Below are 19,602 nucleotides of genomic sequence, written 5' to 3'. Positions count from 1 at the left end.
TACCATGCAGAAAGCAGGAATTTTCCGGATTAGTGCCGGGGCTGACAAGAGAGGGCAAAATATTCCAAGGCCAGAATATAGCTTAAATATCCGAACCCGACGATGGATCCGGCGCATACCGGGGCAAGATAGGAATGATGACGGAACCCTTCCCGATTGTATACATTCGATATATGGACCTCGATCACAGGGACGGAAATAGTTGAAACGGCGTCACGGATGGCAATGCTGGTATGTGAATAGGCCCCGGCATTAAGGATGATCCCGGAAAACCGGCCCGGGGCGTCCTGGATGCGGTTGACCAGCTCGCCTTCGGAGTTGCTCTGGAAAAAATCCACCGGAATATGTTTTTGCTCCCCATGGGCTTTGATTTTCCGGCAGATGTCCTCCAGGGTCATCTTCCCGTACTGATCCGGTTCCCTTTGGCCCAGCATATTCAAGTTGGGTCCGTTTATCACCAAAACAGATGTCTTATCCATTGATCTTCTCCCGAAGTTTCTTGGACGGCTTGAACCGGACGGTTCTGCTGGATCTGAGAATAATCATCTCCCCTGTCTGCGGATTTCTCCCCTTCCTGGCCCACTTGAATTTTACCCGGAATCTGCCGAAGCCGGCGATGCGGACGTCTTCACCCCGGGCCAGGGCATCCTTAATTTTACCGAAGAGGGAGTCGACGATTTTACCGGCGCGGTTCCTGCTCAGGAATATACGATCCAGCTCTGGGAAGAGGAACAGCTGGAGGCTTTTACGGCGCGGTTTAAAACCGACATGTTCCATTACGCTGGTGACAATACGGGCCTTGTTCAACGTCATGACGCGGTGCCCCCCCTTTTTTTGCCTATGCCCTATGCGCTAGGGGCCATCCCCTCAGCGCTCCGCGCTCCATGCTCTTTGCCGAACTGCATGTCATGAAGCTGTCTGAACCTTCCATTCAATTTCAAAAGCTCTTGGAGGGTCCCCGATTCCACGATCCTGCCCGCCTCCAAAACGAAGATACGGTCTGCCCGCATGATGGTGCTCAGGCGGTGGGCAACGATCACAATCGTCCGGGTCCCTTTCAATCCTTCGATGGCCTTTTGTACCCGCCCTTCGCTCTCTGCGTCGAGGGCCGAGGCCGCCTCGTCCAGCATCAGCACGGCCGGGTCGATCAGTATGGCCCTTGCAATGGCGATCCGCTGTCTTTGACCGCCTGAGAGAAGGCTTCCCTGGTCCCCCACCATGGTCTGATACCCATCGGGTTGGGCCATAATGAAGTCGTGGGCATGGGCGGCCTTTGCCGCGGCGATGATCGCCTCCATCCCTTTTTCCGGATCCCCGTAGCCGATGTTATACTGGATGGTTTCATTAAAAAGGAGGATCTCCTGGTTCACAACGCCTATCTGCCGGCGCAGGGATTTCAGGGTGACATACCGGATATCCATCCCATCGATGGAAATCTTTCCCTCGGTGACGTCGTAAAAACGGGGGATGAGAGAGAGGAGCGTGCTCTTGCCTGCCCCGGTGGATCCTACAAAGGCCACCATCTCCCCCTGCCTGAGGCAGAAGGAGACATCCTTGAGCACCGGGTCGCCGGGAGAATAGCCGAAACTCACCTTGTCAAATGCGATGGTTTCCCTGTGGCGCGGGAGCGGTGCGGCTCCGGGAAGGTCCCGAATGTCGGAGACGGTTCCCATAATCCCGAAGACCCGCTGGGTGGCCCCCTGAAGAGTCTTGATCTGATTGTTCACCAGGGCCAAGCGCTTGACCGGTCTGTAGACCCGTGAAAAGGCATAGGCCATTGCCATGAGTTCACCGAGACTGTGATGAAAATAGACCTTTCCTACGATCAATACCCCGGGCATGACCAGAAAGACAACAGAATCCATCATCGGACCGAGGCCCAACTGCCATCGGTTCCAGTGCATGATCCGATGGTAGAGGTTTTCGGCAAGCGCACTGAACCGCTTAACCTCCCTCTTCCCCATAAAAAACCCATGCACCAGTTTGATGCAGAGGAGGGTTTCATGATAGGCGGACGTGACCTCTGCAGTGGCCTCCTGGACCCTGAAGGAATGTTTCTTGACCTTCTTCCCGAAGATCCTGACCAGGAGGGCGATCAGGGGTACCACAAAAAAGACCAGCAAGGTCAGTTTGAGGTTCATCACGAAGAGATAGATCAGGAACACCAGGGCCGAGAGCGGGTACTCGATCAGGCCCAGGAGCACCTCGGCGATCAGCCCCTGCAATACGGCGAGATCCGCCGTGGACCTGGCAATCAACTCCCCTGCTTTTCTTTTGTGATAGAACCCCGGCGAAAGGGAGATAAACTGGGCGAAGAGGTCTATCCTGAGGGACTTGACCGCCCGGTTGGAAAATGCCGCAGCCGAGAGGCCGCCCAGATAGGTGGTGATGGATTTGATGAACACCGAGACAAAGGCCACCAGCGTGAGGAGTACGAGGAGACGATTCGGGGTGATCCCCTCCACAATGGTCAGTTCCGTCTTTTTAAAGGAGAACCATGATCCGGCTTCCAACTGGATCCAGGGAATTTTCCAGGCCACGGGTGCCGATCCTGTCTTCATCCCTTCATCGACAAAGGGCTGCAGAAGGTAGGCGGGAACCACCACGAACACTGAGGATATGGCCATCAGCACCACTGCGCAGATGACCATCCCCCGATGACGCCGGACATAGGCGGCAATCTCTTTACCTAAGATAAGATCTATCATGAAAATCGGGTGCTGGATACTGGATGCTGGAGACTGGAGACCGGTTAGTACCTTATTTCCAATAACCCTGTAACAAAAAACAAGAAAATCTGTTTGTATCTCAGTACGCCTTATTTTATAGACTCACACGGAGCCACAAAGAACACGGAGAAAAGGGCATGTTCCCGTTTATTTTCAAAAAAAATCCTTTGTGTGCTTTGTGTCTTTGTGTGAGTCCCGCCGCGGGATTGATTGCGGGTATCCGCTTTAGTGGATACGGGATTTCGGATACGGATCCGTCATTCAATCACGTTTGGGTCATGCGGGGCAGTGATGCCCTCCAATCCGGGATTCAGAGGTTATAATGCGCCGATAAGCCTGGAGATGACGATCCGCTGCACCTCGGAGGTCCCTTCTCCGATCTCCAGGAGCTTCTGGTCCCGGTAGAATCGTTCCACGTCATATTCTTTCATCAATCCATAACCGCCGTGGAGTTGGACAGCATGGTTGGCGCATCGATACATGACCTCGGAACAGTGGAGCTTGGCCATGGCCGCTTCTTTGGAAAAGGGCTTTTTATTGTCTCTCAGCCAGCAGGCCTTATAGAGGATGAGCCGGGCGCATTCGATCTCGAGGGCCATGTCGGCCAGTTTGAATGCATTCACCTGGAAGTTGGATATCGGTTTGCCGAACTGTTCCCGTTCCTTGCTGTATTTCAGGGAGAGATCAAGGCACCCCTGTGCCCCCCCCAGACCCATGGCGCCGATGGAGAGGCGTCCCCCGTCCAATGTCTGCAACATCTGGTAAAATCCATGACCTCTTGGACCCAGGAGATTTTCCTGGGGGACGCGGCAATCGTCAAAATAGAGTTCACTGGTATTGGACGCGCGCCACATCAGCTTGCCATGCATCTCCCTGGCCTCGAACCCGGGGGTCCCCGATTCCACAAGTATGCACGAAAGCTCGGGCCGGCCGTCTTCACGGGTCCCGGTGCGGCACAGGGCCGTCACCCCCGATGTGATCCTGGTGGAGGCATTGGTGATGAAGATCTTGCTTCCGTTAACCACCCACTCATTGCCGTCCAAGGCCCCCGTGGTCTTGGAATTGCCGGCATCGGAACCTGCGTTGGGTTCGGTAAGACCAAACCCCCAAAGGGCCTCCCCGCTGCACAATGCGGGCAGATATTTTTCCTTTTGTTCCTCATTCCCAAAGTAGTAGAGGGGCCCGATCCCCAAGGAATTGCCCGCGGCCACCGTCGCCGCATGGGAGCCGTCCACCCTGGCGATCTCTTCGGTGGCGATGATGTAAGAGACGTAATCCATCCCCTGGCCGCCGTATTTTTCCGGGACAAACATCCCGAAAAGGCCCAGATCAGCCATTTTCCGCATGGTGTCATAGGAAAACTCCTCTTTTTCATCCAGCTCCCTTGCAACCGGTTTGATCTCCTTTTCGGCAAAGTCACGGACTGAATTGCGCAGAATTTCCTGTTCCATCGAAAGGCTGAAGTCCATAATCACTCCTTCAATTGACAATTGAGGAATCGCGAATTCAGGAATTCAGGGTAAAAACAGCTATTTTGATTCCATCCGCAAGATTCCTTCATAGGGTTCACCTGTCTCATTCAACCGTTTCTTCGTCCAAAAAGCACGTTCTCAGGCCCTTAATCCCTCGTCCCCGCAATGTTTTCTCCTCCATAAACCACCCAGTTTATAGGCGTGCATTTACACTTTGTCAATTAGAAAAGCGGCCGGTGCCGAATATCCCCGGTTGTCGGAATTGCTTGATTCGGTATGCTTTTTATTATATTAAATTGTCATTTATCCACCAACTTCACACCGTAAGGAGGCGTATCATGAAAGGACCCGTACGAGTGGTTCGGTCCGACACCATAGCGGGGTGCAAAAATCTGGGGCCGATCTATGAATGGTCGGAGAAAAAAGCATATCTTGCCATCGACAGGGTGTCTTTCAATGGAAAGACCGGCGCCATCCTCTGTTACTGTAATCCCCCGGTGCATCAGGTGGGAAACCCCGGTCTGGATGCCTATCTCGAGGGGTTGGGAAAAGTCTATGAACAGGGAGACGATCTCAGTTTCCTGATCCTTTACGGCGCCAACGATCCCGTGCATGCGGGGGGGGATCTCAAGGAAAGCCTTGACCGGCTGGAGACCACGCTCAGGGCCAAGGAGGAGAAGGCATCCGCCGGCGCATCTGCAGAAGATATCGACCGGCTTTTCGAGTGGGCCGACAATAGGTTGAAAAAAGGAATTTCCCTTCACGGAACTATCCGGAAGATTGCCCGGGACATGCGGGTGGTGGCCGTGTGTGGAGGTGGAACACGGTTCGGCGGATCCGCGGAGATCCCCCTTATGGCCGATTATCTGGTGGGCGATTCCAGGAGCGGCATGTGTTTCAGCGAGGCCATGATCGGGTTGATACCGGGCTGGGCAGGGATCGCCCGAACCCTGATCAAGGCGGGTCCGGTCAATGCGGTCTGTATGGCCATGACCTCCCGAGAGGTAAAGGCCGATGAACTCAAGGCCATCGGGATCTATAATGAGATCGTCCATATCCCCTTTCCATTTCCCAGGAGGGGAAAGACCGCTGATCCCGATGCGGACAAGGCCCATTATCTGGCGGCCCTGGAGACCCATAACGATGAAACAGGACTCCTTCTTCTCCCCAAGGCCCTGGATATGGCGACCTGTCCGGAAGACGCCATCCCCGTGATAAGTGAGGATGAAAGAGGGGTCCTGGCCACCCGGGAGGAGGTCTCCCGAGAGGTCGCCAGGAGAAAAGCCCCTGAAAATTACGCCCATCTCCGGGGGAAATCCTTGAGAGCGGTGAACGATGAGATCAAGCGACTGGGAAGGCCCCTGGCCCCCCAGTCCATAGAGGCCCTGACCAGACTTCTAAAAGCGTATGATCCATCTGGATTTGATGAGCATCTCTTTGTGGAAAAGGAGATGAAGGCGGATGCCGGGCTGTACCGCAATCCCCGGTTCCGTGCAGGTCTGATCGCCACACTGGAGCAAACCGTCGCAGATTACAGGGAGGCAGACTGACATGAAAGACTATTTTGAAAAGATGACGCCCATCGGAAAGCCGATCAACGAAAAAGATCGTGAACAGAACCGGGAAAACGCCCGTGAGATAGCCGGGGTGGATATGGAGATCGCCGAGGCCGTGGAGAAGAGAAAACAGGCCGGGATCCCCCTGGAAAAGATCTATAAAAGGGGCGAAAAAGCGGCCTGGGAACGGATCGGTCTTCTGGTGGACCCGGGGTCCTTTCTCCCCTTGAACAGTCTCTACGATCCCGAGTTCAACCAGGAGGGAAGCACCGGCGTCTGGACCGGATTGGGCAGGATATCCGGCCGATACGCGGTGATTATTGCGTCCGACAACAAGGTCCTGGCCGGGGCGTGGATCCCCGGGCAGCGGGAACATGTGTTCCGGGCCCAGGATATGGCCGAACAACTCAACATCCCCTTGGTCTGGGTGCTCAACTGCAGCGGCGTCAAATTGACCGAACAGGAGAAGGTATATGCGGGCCGGCGATCCGGAGGGAGGACCTTTTTCAGGCATGCCGAACTGGCGGAAAAGGGGATCCCGGTGATCGTCGGCATGTTCGGCACCAATCCGGCAGGCGGCGGCTATCATGCCATCAGCCCGGCCATCATCTTTGCCCACGAAAAGTCCAATATGGCCGTGGGCGGCGGCGGCATTGTCAGCGGCATGTCCCCAAAGGGGCATTTTGACCTGGAAGGCGCCGAGACCCTGATCGAGGCGACCCGGCAGTTCAAAGAGGTCCCGCCCGGCGGCGTTGGAATCCACCACAACAAGACCGGGTTCATGAGAGAGGTCTTTGATACGGAAGAGGGGGTGCTGGATGCGGTCAAAAAGTGCATGGCCGGCATGCCCCTGTATGATCCCGCCACCTTCAGGGTGGCCGAACCGGCCGATCCGTTGTATTCGCCGGAGGACCTTAACTTTGTGGTCCCTTATAATCAGAAAAGGACCTACAGCACGGAACAGGTCCTGGCAAGGCTTTTTGACGGCAGCGAACACATGGAATACCGGCCGGACTACGGTCCCGAGGTCTATTGCGGCCTGGCCAAGATAGACGGCTTTCCCATCGGCGTCATTGCCAACCGACAGGGATTCCTGGGAAAGGGCTATCCAAAATATGCAGAGGGCAAATACCTCGGCATCGGGGGCAAGCTCTACCGCGAGGGCCTCATCAAGATGAATGAACTGGTCATGTACTGCGGCAGGGACAAACTCCCCCTCATCTGGTTTCAGGATACGAGCGGCATCGATGTGGGCGATATCGCTGAGCAGGCAGAGCTTCTGGGTCTGGGCCAGTCCCTGATCTACTCCATTGAAAGCTCCCACGTCCCGATGATGTGCGTTGTCCTGAGAAAGGGAACGGCTGCGGCCCACTACATCATGGGAGGGCCCCAGGCCACCCGGAACAACGCCTTTACCCTGGGTGTGGGCACGACGGAGATATATGTGATGCACGGGGAGACCGCTGCGGCCGCGGCCTTTGCCAGGCGCCTGGTCAAGGAAAAGGATGCCGGACATCCCCTCGATCCGGTGATCGAGAAGATGAACGCCCTGGCCAAGCAGTATTATGATCAGTCCAGGCCCATATACTGCGCAAAGGCGGGGCTGGTGGATGAGATTGCCCCGATGGCGGCGTTAAGGGACTATTTCGTTGGATTTGCCAGGTGCTGCTATCAGAACCCGAAGCGCATCTGCCCTCAGCATCAGATGCTGCTGCCGAGATCCGTCAGGGGATAGTAATGGATACTGGTTTCTGGACACTTGGATACTTGATAGGTAGAGCGCGGCACTATAGGAAACCGGCTCGAGGAAAAGGAGGAGACAATGAGCGAGCATGATATGTTTAAGGTCAATTCGAGGATGCCCAGGAAGGTGAGACTGGGCGATATCACCATCAGGGACGGATTCCAGCATGAAGAGGAATGGATCCCCACAGAGGCCAAGATATACTATCTTCAGGAGCTGGCCTTTGCCGGTGTCAAACGGATGGAGGTGACCAATCTGGGAAACCCCAGGATCATGCCCCAGTTCAAGGATGCCGAGGAGGTCCTCAAGGGGGTGCACGACGACATATTTAAAAAGCGGCTGGCCAGGAAGGGGCTGAGCCATGAGGATATCGAATGGACGTGCGTCACCATTCGCGAACCTGCCGTGGACCAGGCCATCCGGCTCAGGGAAAAGGGCTATGGCCCGGACAGGGTCCTGATGATGGTATCCACCGATGAAGAACACCATTTTGCCAACAGCGGCACCACACTTCCCGATTACTGGAAAGAGGCCGAGCGCTGCATCAAGAAGTGCAAGGCGGCCGGTATCAAGATGTGCGGCACGGTCAGCACCATCTGGGGAAGCCCCATATCAGGGCCTACCCGATTTGAGGACGCCCTGGAATTTACCAAGCGATGGCTCAGCATCGGGGCCGATGATATCGAACATGCGGATCACGACGGCTCTGCCCCGCCCAATCAGGTGCACCGCTATTTTTCCATGGTACTGGATGAACTCCCCAATACGGACCTCCATATCGCCCATTTTCACGTGACCCGGGGATGGGGTCTGGCCAATGTCCTGGCGGCCCTCCAGGCCGGGGTCGATATCTTTGAGGGCACCATCGGCGGGATGGGCGGTCAGCCCGCCAACTTCCTGGGCAAGGTCCCGGTCCCGGGCACAGGGTCGTATTATTACAAGGACCCAAATGTGGTGGGGCTGGTCACCCTTGAGGATACGTGCGTCATGCTGGATGAGATGGGGATTGATATCGACGGGATCAACATCGACCGGATCCTGGAGATCGGACGGATGATGGAACGAACGGCCGGGAGGAGGCTCCGCTCGGAATCGATCCTGAACGGTCGGATCCCCAAGGCACCGCGGGAGGATTTCAAGCGGCCCGGCCTCCCTATAGCCAAGGAAAGGCTGGGCGAGAAACCGGGTCAGCTCATCCCCGAGGGATGGCCCGAACAGGCCGAGGTGCCCCCGGAAGTCAGAGAAAAGAAATAGAGACTTTCTCCAGATCCTTCCCCCCGGCGCCGTTGTCGCGGGGGAGGGATCGAGGGAGGGGAATCCTTTCAAAGAGGTCCCTCCTCACCCTTTCAGCCAGGGCGGTCACGCCCTCTTCATCGATCCCGGTCTTTATCCCTGACCTATTGAAAAAACGAATCAGCCCCTCGGTGGGCTGATTTCCCGGGGCCCCGGTGATGCAGCCCCCGGTCCCCCCGAGGGAGGCGTCGAAGCGCCGGATCCCCAGATCAAAGGCGATCCGGGAATTGGCCAGGGCCTGAGCCCCTGATATGTGGTGCGGGTGGTATCCGATGCGATGGCGGTCTCTTCCTTTCCTCAGTTCCAGGAGTGTTTCCAGGATCTGTGCGGTCTCATCATTTCCCGCCACCCCCTGGAGGTCCGAGAGGGTTACGGTGCGGGCCCCCAGATCGAAAAGGAGGTCCATGTGCCGGCTTATCTCGTTCAGGTCCGCTCCAGTGAACATCGCTTTTTCCAAGTCCATATATCCGAATGCAGCAGAGATGTAGGCCACGACCCGGATATGCCGCAAAGAGGCGTCCTTCAGAATGGTTTTGTACTCATCCACCGTCTCGGTTACGGATCTTCCCAGGTTGGCCAGGTTGTGGGCCTCCACCGCGGAAAAAAATATCCCCATGGTGTGATTGAAGCCGTCCGGGCCCAGGTCGAGGCGGAGAAAAGACCTGTAGCCAATGAGATTGGGGACCAGGGTGATGATATGGGCCCGGTCGACTCTCCCCAGATCCGAGGAGATCTTTTTGAGGGCCTCTTCATGCATGGCCGGGGCGATTTTGGGGTGGATGCAGGAAAGGACTTCCAGACCGGGAAAGCCGAGATCCACCAGCTCCGACGCTATCTTGATCCTTATCTCGGGTGTAAATATATGCAGATGGGTCCCCGGCACATTCTGACCGAACTCCCTCAATGTGACATCGGTGATAACGGCCTTTTCCACAGCAATCATGCTATGCTCCATGCGCCATGACGTTCGAAGCGAGCGGTCCCCTTAAGGAGCCGACAATCGCCTCCAGCTCTGACAACGGGACGATTTTGAGGAAAGCCCTTCGCGTCCATATCCAACTATCTGACACAGGCGCCTGTTGTGGAAAGGGTCATGCGTCGGGTGTCCAGATGCGCGGGCATGCCGATGGGAAGGGTCAGATTGTCTTGGCCGTGCCCTGCGGGGAACCCGGTAATCAGGGGGATATCGAGCTCGGACGCCATCGCCATGAGGAGACGATCCGTTGATGAGGTGTCGCCGCAGTCTACGAATTCCCCGGCGATCAGGCCGGCGATGGTGTTCAGTTGACCTGCCAGGGAGAGATGGGTCAGCATCCGGTCGATGCGGTACAGGGGTTCCCCCCTGTCCTCCACAAAAAGAATGGCGCCCTTCAAAGAGGGGAGATAACGGGTCCCCACCAGGTGACAGAGAAGACTCAGGTTGCCCCCCAGCAACGGCCCTTCGGCACTCCCCGTAAGGAGAGGGGTTCCTCCCTTGAGATCGAAGGAAACCGGCTCTTCCGACGACAGTATCTTGAAGAGGCCCTCCAGGCTGCTGTCGGAGATGGAGCAAAGCCCCTGCACCATGGGGCCGTGAAAAACGACCAGCCCGGTCATTTTATAAACCGCCATGAGGAGGGCGGTGATATCGCTGTACCCCACGATGATCTTGGGGTGTTGGCGGATCAGGTCGTAATCAAGCCTCTCAAGGAGTCTGAGGCTGCCGTATCCGCCGCGGGCGCAGAAGACGGCCGTGACCTCACTATCCAGGAACATGGCGTTAAGATCGGAAAGCCGGGCTTCGTCATGGCCCGCCAGGTAATCGTGCCGGTCATAGAGGTGCGCGGCCTCACGAACCCTGAAGCCTCTGGACATCAGCAGGTCAAGCCCCGGCTTCACGCCGGAGGCATCCACCGGACCCGCCGGTGAAATGACGCCGATAAGGTCCCCCGGCCTCAGCCGGGGAGGGATGATGAGGGGAGGGTTCTGGGGTCTGGAAGGCGACATCGGTTTCAGAGGTTTCTGTTGAAGAGGATAATGAGTCCCTGGAGGGTGAGAAATTCCTCCACATGATGGATGGTCTCCGAGACTTCGGCCACCAGCGGGGCCAGACCTCCTGTGGCAATCACCATGGATGTCTCCCCGGATTCTTTCCAGATCCGGTGGACAATGCCGTCCACCAGGCCGGCGTACCCGAAGATAATGCCGGCGTTCATGCTGCTGACCGTGTCCTTGGCAATGACCGTCTTGGGCCGGGAAAATATCTCCACCCTCGGAAGCTTGGAGGCCTCCTGAAAAAGGGCCTCGCAGGATATGATGACCCCCGGGGCGATGGCCCCTCCGATGTACGCCCCTTGTTTGGATATGCAATCGAATGTGGTGGCGGTGCCGAAATCGACCACCACCAATGCGGTGCGATAAGTTTCAAAGGCGGCCACGGCATTGACGATCCGGTCCGCGCCCACTTCCCTCGGGTTGTCATATAGGATGGGCATCCCCGTCTTTATGCCGGGACCCACGATTACGGGCTTTACCTGAAAATAGCGGCGGGAAAACTCCTCTACCGTGTTGAGCAGCGGGGGGACCACACACGAAATAATCGTATTGCGGATGTCCTCAAAGCGGATCCCCTTCCACTGGAACAGGGTGCCCACGAGGATGCCCAATTCATCGGCGGTCGTTTCCTTTTCGGTCCGGATCCGCCAGTGATGGAGTATGCGCTCCCCCTCGGTCACGCCCAGGACAATATTCGTATTGCCGATATCCATGCAGAACAGCATGATGTTCAGACCCTCCTCACTCCCCGACCTTTCCCCTCTTGATCGCATCGATGATTCGAACGGTCTCCACGGCCTTTGCTACATGGTGCACCCGCACGATGTGGGCGCCGTTCATGACGCCTGCGGCCACCGCGGCCATGGAACCGGTGTCCCTCTCATGGGGCGCCTTATCCAGGATATGACCGATAAACGCCTTGTTGGACGGTCCTAAGAGAACGGGCCGTTCAAGACCCAGGAAGTGGTGGAGTTCTTTGATAATCCGGAGATTGTGATCAAAGGTTTTTCCGAAACCGATGCCCGGATCCACGATTGTCAGGTCCCTTCGAATGCCGGCAGCCTCGCAGCGATCAACGGCCTCCCCCAAGAACTCCAGGATTTCATTGATCAGGTCCTCATAGACAGGGTTTTTCTGCATGTCGCCGGGGGTTCCCTTCATGTGCATCAGGATGACGGGAACCCCCGCCCGGGCCGCGGTCCCGGCCATCTCCGGATCGAACCGGAGGGCGCTGATGTCATTGATGATAGACGCCCCGGCCCTGAGGGCCTCCCGGACTACCTCGGCTTTGCACGTGTCAATGCTGATGTGGGCGGTGACCTCTTTACGAACTCCCTCTATGACCGGGATGACGCGGTCCATCTCTTCGGCAGCGGAAATGGACTCGGAATAGGGCCGCGTGGACTCGCCCCCGATATCGATGATATCGGCCCCGTCCCGGTCCATCTGGATGCCATGGGCAACGGCCTTTCCTGTTTCAAAATAATGACCCCCGTCTGAAAAGGAATCCGGGGTCACATTCAGGACCCCCATAACGTGGGTTCTCTTATCCAGGTCCAGGATGTGTCCGTTCCATTTCAGCGCCATGCCCATATCTATTCTTTCTCTTCTTCGGGTGCTTCGGCTTCCGATTCTTCTGCATCGGATGCCACAGGGGCCTCCACATCTCTTGCCTGGACGGGTTTCTTCTTTCGAACGATCTTTTTCTTGGGCCTGGGCCCCTTTTCGCCTGCCATGATCGCGTCCACATCGTCGCTGGTCAGGCTCTCCTTTTCGAGGAGGGCCTCGGCGATCTTGTGCATGGTGTCCAGATTGTCCCGAATGAGTTTGGAGGTCTTTTCATAGGCGGTGGTAACGATGTTTCTCACCTCTTCATCGATTTTGCGCGCGGTGTCTTCCCCGTAATCCCTGTGCTGGGAGAGTTCCCTCCCCAGGAAGATCTGCTCGTCTTTCCTCCCAAAGCTTAAAGGCCCCAGTTCCTTGCTCATGCCGAAATCGCAGACCATCTTACGGGCAAGGTCCGATGCCCTTTGAATGTCATTGCCGGCGCCCGTGGTCTCTGTCTGGAGAACGATTTCCTCAGCGGCCCTCCCGCCCATGAGTATGGCAATATTGTTCAGGAGGTATTCCTTGGGATAGGTATGCTTCTCATTGATCGGAAGCTGCTGGGTCAGCCCCAGGGCGCGGCCTCTCGGTATGATGGTTACCTTGTGAATCGGGTCGGCGCCGGGAAGGAGCTTGGCGGCCAGGGTATGGCCCGCCTCATGATAGGCGGTAATGCGCTTCTCTTCCTCGCTGATAATCATGCTCTTCCGTTCGGTGCCCATCAGGACCTTGTCTTTGGCGTCTTCGAAGTCATCCATCTCCACCCGGTCCTTGCCCCGTCGCGCCGCCATCAGGGCGGCCTCGTTGACCATGTTTTCCAGGTCCGCGCCGGTAAACCCGGGGGTTCCCCTGGCCAGCACGGAGACGTCCACGTTATCGGATACCAGTTTCTTTCTGAAGTGCACCTTTAAGATGCCCTCGCGTCCCCCCAGATCCGGGACCGGCACCACCACCTGCCGGTCAAACCGCCCTGGCCTCAGGAGGGCCGGGTCGAGCACGTCGGGCCGGTTGGTCGCTGAAATAAGGATGACCCCCTCGTTGGATTCGAAACCGTCCATCTCCACCAGGAGCTGGTTGAGGGTCTGTTCCCGTTCATCATGGCCCCCGCCCAGGCCCGCCCCACGGTGCCGGCCCACCGCGTCGATCTCATCGATGAAGATGATGCAGGGCGCGTTCTTCTTGCCCTGGTTAAAGAGGTCTCTGACCCGGGAGGCCCCCACCCCTACGAACATCTCCACGAAATCGGACCCGCTGATGCTGAAAAAGGGAACCCCTGCCTCGCCTGCAATGGCCCTTGCCAGGAGCGTTTTCCCTGTTCCCGGCGATCCCACCAGGAGGACCCCCTTGGGGATTCTGCCCCCGAGACGGGTGAATTTTTTGGGATCGCTGAGGAACTCAACGATCTCCCCCAGTTCTTCCTTGGCCTCGTCGATCCCTGCCACGTCCTGGAAGGTCACCTTCTCCTGGGAGTCGGTCATAAGCCTGGCGCGACTCTTTCCGAAGGAGAGGGCCTTCCCTCCGCCGGCCTGCATCTGCCGCATGAAAAAAATCCAAACGCCGATCAGCAAGAGCATCGGGACCCACGAAAGAAATACCTGAAACCACGATGAGTCCTCCTGAGGCCTTGCGCTGATCTGTACCCCTTTGCTCCTGAGGAGACTGATGAGTTCCGGATCTTTGGGGGCGTAGGTTTTGAAAGGGCCCTGGGTGGACATCCCCGAGATATTTTCCCCCTGGATCGTCACCTGATTGACGCTCCCATTGTCCACCATAGTCAGAAAATCACTGTAGCTGATACCCGTTCTGGCCCGGTCGGGCTGTTTGAATATCTGAAAAAGCATCACCATCATGAGGCTGATGACCAGCCACAGTGCAAGATTCTTATAGAAAGGATTCAATTTAATATGACCTCCATGGACCGGGTTGGCTGATTGCGTGTTGACAACTGAGTCCCGACAATCCGATAGTTAGTGCCTGAACAAAAATCACGCCTTGGCGTGATTCAGGCACAATTGAATATTCGAGAATTGAAAATTGAAAACTGATGGAACAAAATTTACATTAACAGAACCTCTTCTCATATTTCACTGTTTCTTGATTTTCCGGGGTTGCGTTCGGGTACCAGTTAACTCAAATTCTCAGTCTTCACAATTGAAAACCAGCACTGTTTTAACGAATTCTGATAATGGGAATTTGGACCAGATGACTCGCTTCGATTGAAACAGGACTAAGTTGATGTGAAAACATTATTATTATAGTTATAATTTTTTTAAATTCCATATAAATTTGAACATGCATCCATATCAACGGATCCCCCGGCTGTTTATGGGATCTGCCTGATGATCGTAAGATGGGAAAGGTTGACAGCGGCCCCACTTTCTTTGTTGACAATCTAAGTACCTGGCCATCAAGATGAAACAGGAGGGTCGGCATTTTGCAGATTCAGCGTCCCGGTGCCTGCACCGGACGTGATGGGCCGACACTCCGGATTATGAAAGGGGTTGATAAACCCATTGAAGGGAGGCGAGGATGGAACCATATGCATTCAGTGAACAGGACCTCAAACAGATGGAGGACTGGGGTCTCACGTCAGCGGAGGTAAACCGGCAACTGGAGATTTTCAACAGGCCCGCCTCTTTTCTGAAGCTGACAGCCCCCTGTACCGTCGAAGACGGCATCCGGACCTTTGACCGGGAAAAGAGGGACACCCTGGCCGCTGTCTATGAGAGCAAGGGCCCCGGCCGTGACTGCGTCAAGTTTGTGCCCGCATCCGGGGCCGCCTCCCGGATGTTCAAGGTCCTTCTCCGCTATTTTCACCGGGATGGGGAGATCACGAGGTCGATGGTTGCCGGGGAGGCGGCCGCAGGGAGTCCGGATGCGGAGCAATTCCTCATTTTTGCAGACGGGCTGAAAAGGTTTGCATTTTTCAGGGATCTTCAATCTGTTATGGAAGATCACAATCTCAGGGTGGATGCCCTCCTGAAGGAGGGGCGCTTCAGGGACATCCTCGGGTTCCTCCTCACCGATAAGGGACTCGATTATGCGGATCTGCCCAAGGGGCTCCTCAAGTTTCATGAATATCCCACAGGGAGCCGGACGGCCTTTGAAGAGCATCTGGTGGAGGCCGCATCCTATGTGACCCGGAGAGATGGGCGGTGTGTCCTCGGCTTTACGGTCTCACCGGAGCACATGGACAGGTTTAACGCTACTCTCCAAGAGGCCAAAGGGGTATATGAGGAGAAATTCAAAGTTCAGTATGCCGTCTCTTTTTCCGTTCAGGACCCTTCCACAGACACCATCGCCGTAGACCTGGACAATGCCCCTTTCCGGCAGGAGGACGGGAGCCTGTTGTTCCGTCCGGGGGGCCATGGCGCACTCCTGAGAAACCTCCACCTTATTGACGGGGAAATCATTTTTATTAAAAATATCGATAATGTGGTTCCGGATCATCTCAAACCCGAAACCTCCCTGTGGAAAAAGATTACCGCCGGGTATCTCCTGGAGATGCAGGGTCGGATCTTTGGCTTTATGGAGAAACTGGCCTCCGGGAATACAGATCCCCGGCTTCTGGACCAGGCAGCCGATTTTCTGGAAAAGGAACTCCTGATTTCCGTGCCGGGGCATATGAAACAGGGGCCCCCTGAAGAGAGAAGGGCCTATCTTGCGGAAAGACTCGATCGCCCGATCAGGGTGTGCGGCATGGTAAGGAATGTGGGCGAGCCCGGGGGAGGGCCTTTCTGGGTTGAGGACGGGTCCGGCCAGCGATCAATCCAGATCGTGGAAACCGCCCAGATCGATTTCGATTCCGCTCAACAGCGGGAGATCTTTGACGCCTCCACCCATTTCAATCCGGTGGACCTGGTCTGCGGGGTCAAGGACTGGCAGGGGAGGCCGTTCGATCTGACCCGGTTTGTCGATCCCGATGCCGTCTTCATCTCCCGTAAATTTAAGGATGGAAAGGACCTCAAGGCACTGGAACACCCGGGTCTCTGGAACGGATCGATGTCCGGTTGGATCACCCAGCTGGTGGAGGTCCCGGATATCACATTCAACCCGGTGAAGACGGTCAACGACCTTCTGCGGAAAGGGCACCAGCCCGCCGGATAGCAGGGGCGGCGGCCGAGCCTTATGGCCCCTTAAGGGTTGCAGCTCATTTAAATGAGACCCCCTGCCGGGTCTTTTGCCATATTTCCAGAAGCCTGAAGGGTTATTGAGCGGGCATGCGATTCGCTGAATGAGAGAAGATGAGTGAAATGATGCAGAAACGTGAAAACAAGACCATGGCCACCTACTCCTCCTGGTTCGTGATCGTGGTGGCGGTATTCATCACGAGCCTCCTTACCGCCAACATCACGTCGGTCAAACTGATCAGCCTCTGGGGTCTGGTGCTGCCCGCGGGCATTGTCATCTTCCCGGTGAGTTATATCGCGGGTGATGTCCTGACGGAGGTGTACGGGTACGGCCGGGCGCGGCGGGTTATCTGGCTCGGGTTTTCCTGCAATCTCCTGATGGTGATCGTTATCTGGCTGGGCCAGGTCATGCCTCCGGTCGCATTCTGGGACGGACAGACGGCCTACGAGCGGATATTGGGCTATGCCCCAAGACTCCTGTGCGCCTCCTTCCTGGCATACCTTGCAGGGGAATTTCTTAACGCCTATGTCATGGCAAAGATGAAAATCGCCACAAAGGGACGCTGGTTGTGGACGCGCACCATAACCTCCACACTGGTGGGGCAGGGGGTCGACTCCCTGATATTCATTACCATCGCCTTTGCCGGGACCCTCCCCATCGGGGCCATGGCCCTCGGCATCATCACCCAATGGCTGGTTAAATCCGCCTATGAGGCGGTTGCCACCCCGGTTACATATAAGGTGGTGGGATTTTTAAAGCGACAGGAAGGACTGGATGCCTTTGATCATGATACCCGTTTCAACCCGCTTCTGATCAGAGAACAGCCATAATCCTTTCTTGTATTCGCCGTGTATAAATGATAAGAGAATCTGTCCGGCGAAGGCGTGAGCGCGACGGAGTCTTGAACCCTGAACCTTCGACCCTGAAGACACCATGTTATGAATCTATTCGATGTGCTGATCCTCGCCTGTATGATTTTCCTGATCGTTCGGGGCATATTCCGCGGATTTGTCAGGGAATTGGGGTCGCTCGCAGGCATTTTCCTGGGTATCTGGGCGGCCTATGTGTATCACCCGGAGATGACCGGTGTTCTTGGGTCCTTTTTACCGGCCTGGAAATACCTCCCCCTGCTCAGCGTTGTCCTGATAGTGGTCATACTCCTTGTTCTCTGCAATGTGTTTGCCTGGTTGCTCCATAAGTTCCTTAGAAAGGTGTTTCTGGGCTGGGCTGACAGGACACTGGGGGCGGGCCTTGCCATCCTCAAGGGGGTGGTCATTATCTATTTTGCAATTGTCCTGATGACCTATTTTGTCCCCTCCAAGTCGCCTTTCATCACCGACTCAAAACTGGCGCCGGTGATCGTCCATTCCTATCAGTCTGTGGTGGGACTCTTATCTCCAGGGACCTATGAAAATCTGAAGAAGCGGTTTACAGGACAGAAGGAACGGATCCCCGGCGCGCTCTCAGGGCCGAGGAGGGATCCTGCCGGAGACCATGACCGGAGATAGACTATCCGTTGCGATTCGATCCCTGGTGGATCTGGTGGCCCGGCTCAGGGGGCCAGGAGGCTGCCCATGGGATGCCAAACAGACCGATGATACCCTGAAGATCTATCTGATCGAGGAGGCGTACGAGGTCCTGGATGCCATTGAGGGCGCATCTCCCCGGGAGGTCTGCTCGGAATTGGGGGACCTCCTGTTTCAGATCGTATTTCTGGCCCATCTGGCGTCTGAGCGGAAAGAGTTTGATCTTGCGGATGTGATGGAGACGATCGCAAAAAAGATGATTCGCAGGCACCCCCATGTCTTCGGTAATGTACAGGTGGAAAATGCCGAGGATGTCGCGTCCAACTGGGCCAGGATCAAACAGAGGGAAACCGGGATGCCGGAGGATATTTCCGCTTCGCTGAAAAAGGTTCCCTCGGGTTCGCCGGCCCTTCTGAGGGGCCACAGGATGGGCGAACGGGCCGCCAAGGCAGGATTCGACTGGGCCAATGCAGATGACGTCTGGGCCAAGGTCGATGAAGAGTTGAAAGAGTTGAGGACGGCCATGGATGACGGGAATCCGGAGGCCATGGCCTCGGAATTGGGGGATCTCCTCTTCACCCTTACGAACCTGGCGCGGCACTGGGGTGAAAATGCCGAGAATCTGATGCGAGACGCGAACCAGAAGTTCCTGAGGCGATTTGAGAAGATGGAAAGACGATTGACGGATTCGGGTGTTGGGTTGGAAGAGGCTACCCCGGATCAGATGAACTCGGCGTGGGAAGCGATAAAAGAGCGCGAGGGATAAAGGTGGGGTGTGCCGAGAGCGAAGCGGAAAAAGAGGGTCTTTCGCGGGATTCTGAAATGGATCTGCGCAATACTCTTTGTCTGTTTTGTCCTGAGCGTCCTGGAGGTGGCGCTCTTGAAGTGGGTGAATCCGCGGGTTACCGTCATGTCGGCCCGTCAATGGATCCGCCATCTGGCAGGGGATGGGGAAGAAGCGCCCCGAATGCATTGGCGGCCGCTGGAGGAGATGTCCCCCTATATTCGAAAAGCGGTTCTCGCAGGCGAGGATCAACGGTTTTTGTCCCATAGCGGGTTCGATTTTACAGAGATCAACAAAGCCGTGAAGGACATGGCCTCGAGCAGGGGGGTGAGAGGGGCCAGCACCATTACCATGCAGACGGCGCGGACCGTTTTTCTATGGCCGGCCAGGAGCCTGTTCAGGAAGGCCCTGGAGGCATACTATACGGTGCTCATCGAACTCTTCTGGGGAAAGGACAGGATCCTTGAGATCTATCTGAACACGGTGGACTGGGGAAAAGGGATCATGGGGATCGAAGCGGCTTCACAGCGCTATTTCCATGTCTCGTCAGCGCACCTGACCCGGGGCCAGGCAGCGCTCCTGGCGGCCATCCTCCCGAGCCCGCACCGATGGTCGCCGACCCGCCCCGGCCCCCATACCCTCAGGAGGCAGGAACGGATACTCAGGGATTTGGACAGAATGCCCCTGGTTGTCCCCCTGAATGGAGCATCCAACCGGTAAAGAACGCA

At 56.2% G+C, this 19,602-nt stretch carries 17 protein-coding genes; 8 read left to right on the top strand and 9 right to left on the bottom strand.

The genetic code is table 11. From position 1 onward, the window contains the following. Positions 1 to 29 precede the first annotated feature (29 nt). From aroQ to K9N21_16830, 4 genes are all read right to left on the bottom strand, one after another. Positions 30 to 479, bottom strand: coding sequence for a type II 3-dehydroquinate dehydratase (gene aroQ, locus K9N21_16845; GenBank protein MCF8145583.1), 450 nt, complete (start codon positions 477 to 479; stop codon positions 30 to 32). Next, positions 472 to 813 carry an HU family DNA-binding protein gene (locus K9N21_16840; GenBank protein ID MCF8145582.1) on the bottom strand — a complete coding sequence of 114 codons (342 nt, stop codon included), beginning with the start codon at positions 811 to 813 and terminating at the stop codon, positions 472 to 474. Before K9N21_16840 ends, aroQ begins: the two co-directional genes overlap by 8 nt. A 32-nt stretch (positions 814 to 845) precedes the next feature. After that, a complete protein-coding gene (locus tag K9N21_16835; GenBank protein ID MCF8145581.1) occupies positions 846 to 2,708 on the bottom strand; it encodes an ABC transporter ATP-binding protein/permease in 1,863 nt (620 codons plus the stop codon). Positions 2,709 to 3,046: 338 nt separating this feature from the next. Beyond that, positions 3,047 to 4,198: an acyl-CoA dehydrogenase family protein gene (locus K9N21_16830; GenBank protein MCF8145580.1), complete on the bottom strand. Its 1,152-nt coding sequence runs from the start codon at positions 4,196 to 4,198 to the stop codon at positions 3,047 to 3,049. Positions 4,199 to 4,539: 341 nt separating this feature from the next. Between K9N21_16830 and K9N21_16825 the strand changes: the two genes are divergently transcribed. The 3 genes from K9N21_16825 (at position 4,540) to K9N21_16815 (ending at position 8,755) form a co-directional block, all read left to right on the top strand. Next, entirely contained in the window at positions 4,540 to 5,751 is a 1,212-nt protein-coding gene (locus tag K9N21_16825) for an enoyl-CoA hydratase/isomerase family protein (GenBank protein MCF8145579.1), read from the top strand. 1 nt (position 5,752) lies between these two features. After that, complete coding sequence (locus K9N21_16820; GenBank protein ID MCF8145578.1) at positions 5,753 to 7,492, top strand: glutaconyl-CoA decarboxylase subunit alpha; 1,740 nt, start codon at positions 5,753 to 5,755, stop codon at positions 7,490 to 7,492. Positions 7,493 to 7,579: 87 nt separating this feature from the next. After that, positions 7,580 to 8,755: a pyruvate carboxyltransferase gene (locus tag K9N21_16815; protein ID MCF8145577.1), complete on the top strand. Its 1,176-nt coding sequence runs from the start codon at positions 7,580 to 7,582 to the stop codon at positions 8,753 to 8,755. On the opposite strand, the gene K9N21_16810 is transcribed toward K9N21_16815, so the two are convergent. From K9N21_16810 to ftsH, 5 genes are all read right to left on the bottom strand, one after another. Beyond that, entirely contained in the window at positions 8,739 to 9,737 is a 999-nt protein-coding gene (locus tag K9N21_16810; GenBank protein ID MCF8145576.1) for a hypothetical protein, read from the bottom strand. The genes K9N21_16815 and K9N21_16810 overlap by 17 nt on opposite strands. Before the next feature lie 116 nt (positions 9,738 to 9,853). Next, positions 9,854 to 10,780 (bottom strand): LD-carboxypeptidase, encoded by a 927-nt coding sequence (locus tag K9N21_16805; protein ID MCF8145575.1) that lies wholly within the window; start codon positions 10,778 to 10,780, stop codon positions 9,854 to 9,856. A gap of 5 nt (positions 10,781 to 10,785) precedes the next feature. Continuing rightward, positions 10,786 to 11,553, bottom strand: a complete 768-nt coding sequence (locus K9N21_16800) for a type III pantothenate kinase (protein MCF8145574.1) — start codon at positions 11,551 to 11,553, stop codon at positions 10,786 to 10,788. Positions 11,554 to 11,569: 16 nt separating this feature from the next. Further along, positions 11,570 to 12,421: a dihydropteroate synthase gene (gene folP / locus K9N21_16795; protein MCF8145573.1), complete on the bottom strand. Its 852-nt coding sequence runs from the start codon at positions 12,419 to 12,421 to the stop codon at positions 11,570 to 11,572. 2 nt (positions 12,422 to 12,423) lie between these two features. Beyond that, positions 12,424 to 14,331: an ATP-dependent zinc metalloprotease FtsH gene (gene ftsH / locus K9N21_16790; protein MCF8145572.1), complete on the bottom strand. Its 1,908-nt coding sequence runs from the start codon at positions 14,329 to 14,331 to the stop codon at positions 12,424 to 12,426. 631 nt (positions 14,332 to 14,962) lie between these two features. On the opposite strand from ftsH, the gene K9N21_16785 reads away from it, so the two are divergent. The 5 genes from K9N21_16785 (at position 14,963) to mtgA (ending at position 19,594) form a co-directional block, all read left to right on the top strand. After that, complete coding sequence (locus K9N21_16785; protein MCF8145571.1) at positions 14,963 to 16,540, top strand: DUF4301 family protein; 1,578 nt, start codon at positions 14,963 to 14,965, stop codon at positions 16,538 to 16,540. Positions 16,541 to 16,689: 149 nt separating this feature from the next. Next, positions 16,690 to 17,394 (top strand): queuosine precursor transporter, encoded by a 705-nt coding sequence (locus K9N21_16780; protein ID MCF8145570.1) that lies wholly within the window; start codon positions 16,690 to 16,692, stop codon positions 17,392 to 17,394. Positions 17,395 to 17,502: 108 nt separating this feature from the next. Then, positions 17,503 to 18,072 (top strand): CvpA family protein, encoded by a 570-nt coding sequence (locus K9N21_16775; protein ID MCF8145569.1) that lies wholly within the window; start codon positions 17,503 to 17,505, stop codon positions 18,070 to 18,072. Beyond that, positions 18,059 to 18,856 carry a nucleoside triphosphate pyrophosphohydrolase gene (mazG, locus tag K9N21_16770; GenBank protein MCF8145568.1) on the top strand — a complete coding sequence of 266 codons (798 nt, stop codon included), beginning with the start codon at positions 18,059 to 18,061 and terminating at the stop codon, positions 18,854 to 18,856. Before K9N21_16775 ends, mazG begins: the two co-directional genes overlap by 14 nt. Positions 18,857 to 18,904: 48 nt before the next feature. Beyond that, positions 18,905 to 19,594, top strand: a complete 690-nt coding sequence (gene mtgA, locus K9N21_16765; GenBank protein MCF8145567.1) for a monofunctional biosynthetic peptidoglycan transglycosylase — start codon at positions 18,905 to 18,907, stop codon at positions 19,592 to 19,594. Positions 19,595 to 19,602 lie beyond the last annotated feature (8 nt).

It is taken from the genome of Deltaproteobacteria bacterium (assembly GCA_021737785.1).
In the GTDB taxonomy this organism is placed as follows: Bacteria; Desulfobacterota; DSM-4660; order Desulfatiglandales; family Desulfatiglandaceae; genus AUK324.
The sequence above is the reverse complement of the archived record's forward strand: the minus strand, read 5'-3'. Positions and strand labels throughout refer to the sequence as shown.